Origin of the sequence: Micromonospora globispora (assembly GCF_003857015.1) — a bacterium.
Lineage (GTDB): Bacteria > Actinomycetota > Actinomycetes > Mycobacteriales > Micromonosporaceae > Micromonospora > Micromonospora globispora.
On sequence record NZ_QGGF01000596.1, the window covers coordinates 1 to 2,765 of the forward strand.

Genomic DNA, 2,765 nt, shown 5'->3' on the forward strand with positions numbered 1-2,765 from the left:
CGGGCGTGCGCGGCGGCCGACGCCACCGCCTCCAGGCAGCCGGGGCGGCCGCAGCCGCAGCGCGGGCCGTCGGGGCGTACCAGGATGTGGCCGATCTCCCCGGCGGCGCCGTGCGCGCCGACGGCGGCCGCGCCGTCGACCACGTGGGCGGCGGCGATGCCGGTGCCGATCGCGACGAAGAGGACGTGCCCGGTGCCGCGTCCGGCACCGAGCCGGGCCTCCGCCAGGCCCCCGACGCGCACGTCGTGGCCGAGCGCCGTCGGCAGGCCGAGCCGCGCCGCCGCCAGGTCGCGCAGCGGTACGTCCCGGAAGCCGAGGTTCGCCGACCAGACCGCCACCCCGCGGGCCTCGTCGACCACTCCCGGCACGGCGATCCCGCCGGCCACCGGCGTCAGCCCGTCGGCGCGGGCCTTGCCGGCCAGCGCCTCGGCGATGTTCAGGATGGTGTCGACCACCGCGTCCGGTCCGTGCTCGGCCCGGGTGGCGTGCCGTTCGGCGTGCACGACGGCGCCGTCCGGGCGGACCAGGGCGCACTTCATGCCGGTGCCGCCGACGTCCAGCGCGACGACGACCTCGCCTGAGGTCACGCGAGGACCACGGAACGGGTCAGGTGGCGGGGCGCGTCCGGGTTTAGGCCGCGGCTGGTGGCCAGTGCGACGGCGAAGCGCTGGGCCAGGATCAGGTCGGCCATCGGGTCGACCGGGGTACGCCCGGCCGCCCAGCTCGTCAGCACCGTGCGGCAGCCGTGGGTGCGGCTGTGCACGAAGGTCGCGCCGGTGGCGCAGACGTCCTCGGGGAGCCCGTCGGGCACCGCGCCGAACGCCCAGACCAGCCGGCCCGGCGCGGCGATCGAGATGGGTCCGTGCCGGTAGTCCATCGCCGGGTACGCCTCGGCCCAGAAGGTGGCCGCCTCACGGCACTTCAGCGCGGCCTCCTGGGCCAGCCCCACCGTCCAGCCGCGACCGAGGAAGGTGACCTGCTCGATCCGGGCCGGGTCGATCGGCAGCGGGGCCCGGACGGCCACCTCGGCGTCGGCGACCAGGCGGCCCATGGGGTCGCCGAGGTGGGCGCGGAGCAGGGCCAGCGCGGTGGTGGCGAAGCGGGTCTGCACCACCGACCGCTCGTCGGCGAAGGGCATGGTGACCGCGGCGTCGGCCAGCTCGACGGCGGGGGAGCCGGGGTCGCCGACGAGGACCGTGGTGGGGAGCTGCCCGCGCAGCGCGGTGAGCAGTCCCAGCACCTCGGTGGTGGTGCCGGAGCGGGTGATCGCGATGAGCCGGTCGTAGCGGCGGCCGGTGGGGAACTCGCTGGCCTGGAAGGCGTCGGTCTCGCCCTGGCCGGCGCGCTCGCGCAGCCCGGCGTACGCCATCGCCATGAACCATGACGTACCGCAGCCGACGACGGCGACCCGCTCGCCGGGGCGCGGCAGCCGGTCGGCGACGGTCGGGGCGAGCTGCGCCGCCTCCCGCCAGCAGTCGGGCTGGCTCGCGATCTCCGCGTGCACGTACGCCATGACAACTCCTCGCAGGGGAGATCGTGCGCAATACGGCTCGTTATTGCCGTCTTTCGCGCGTTATTCTGCGCGAGCCCGGGTGGCCGTGGCAACCAGCTCCCAGATCGCGCAGGCTAGGGTTTTGCGCACTGGTAGTTTCGCGCACTATTGTGCACGCAATCAATCACCTTCGTGCAGAAGTCAGTGGAGGCCCCCGCGGTGGACCGGTACGCCCGATGGAACGCCCTGCTCGAGATGCTGACCGACAGTGGCCGGGTCAGCGTCGAGGAGGCGGCCGGGCGCCTGGACGTCTCCCAGGCCACCATCCGGCGTGACTTCGACCAGCTCGCCCAGCAGCAGATGATCACGCGCACCCGGGGCGGCGCGGTCGCCAACGGCGTCTCGTACGACCTGCCGCTGCGCTACAAGACCGCCAAGCACTCCGCCGAGAAGCAGCGGATCGGCACCGCCGCCGCGGCCCTGGTCACCCCCGGCACCGTGGTCGGCCTCAACGGCGGCACCACCAGCACCGAGGTGGCCCGGGCGCTGGCCGTCCGGCCGGACCTGAACACCAACGCCGAGGGCGCCCAGCTCACCGTCGTCACCAACGCCCTGAACATCGCCAACGAGCTGCTGGTTCGTTCGCGGATGAAGGTGGTGGTGGCCGGCGGCGTGGTCCGGCCCAAGTCGTTCGAGCTGGTCGGCCCGCTGGGCGGGGCCCTGCTGCGCGAGGTGACGCTGGACATCGCCCTGCTCGGCGTGGACGCGATCGACCCACAGCTCGGCGCCGCCGCCCACCACGAGGGCGAGGCGGCGATGAACAACCTGATGGTGGCCCGGGCCAAGCGGGTGGTGATCATCGCGGACTCGTCCAAGCTGGGCGGGCACGCCTTCGCCCGGATCTGCCCCGTCGACCGCGTCGAGACGCTGGTGACCGACTCCGGTGCGTCCCCTGCCGTGGTGCAGGCCTTCCGGGACGCCGGCGTCCACGTCATCTGCGCCTGATCCGCCCGCGGCCGTCGCGTCCGATGCGCCCGTGGGCGGCCCTGGTTAGGCTGAGATCCCCGGTCGGCGTCGCCGTGCCGGCCGCCGCCTTCCTCAGGAGCGCCATGCCCGCCGACGCGTCCCCGGCCGCCACCGACCGGCCCGAGCCGCCCGGGCGCGTCGACGTCGAGCGTCGGGAAACCGCCGTCACCGTTCCGCCACCCCGCTCCGCCCCGGCCGTCGAGGCCGCCCCGACAGCGCCCACGACGGGCGCCACGCCCGGTCCGGG

General features: G+C 75.0%; 3 protein-coding genes. 1 reads left to right on the top strand and 2 read right to left on the bottom strand.

Annotated features, from left to right (window positions below):
• Together DKL51_RS29935 and DKL51_RS29940 are read right to left on the bottom strand one after the other, a co-directional pair.
• On the bottom strand, positions 1-539 hold a 539-nt coding region (locus tag DKL51_RS29935), incomplete at its 3' end, for an ROK family protein (protein ID WP_260428715.1).
• Between the two features lie 44 nt (positions 540-583).
• A complete protein-coding gene (locus DKL51_RS29940; protein WP_109945981.1) occupies positions 584-1,513 on the bottom strand; it encodes an SIS domain-containing protein in 930 nt (309 codons plus the stop codon).
• A 198-nt stretch (positions 1,514-1,711) separates the two neighbouring features.
• Here DKL51_RS29940 and DKL51_RS29945 point away from each other — a divergent pair, with 198 nt between their 5' ends.
• Positions 1,712-2,497 carry a DeoR/GlpR family DNA-binding transcription regulator gene (locus DKL51_RS29945; RefSeq protein WP_109946021.1) on the top strand — a complete coding sequence of 262 codons (786 nt, stop codon included), beginning with the start codon at positions 1,712-1,714 and terminating at the stop codon, positions 2,495-2,497.
• Positions 2,498-2,765 lie beyond the last annotated feature (268 nt).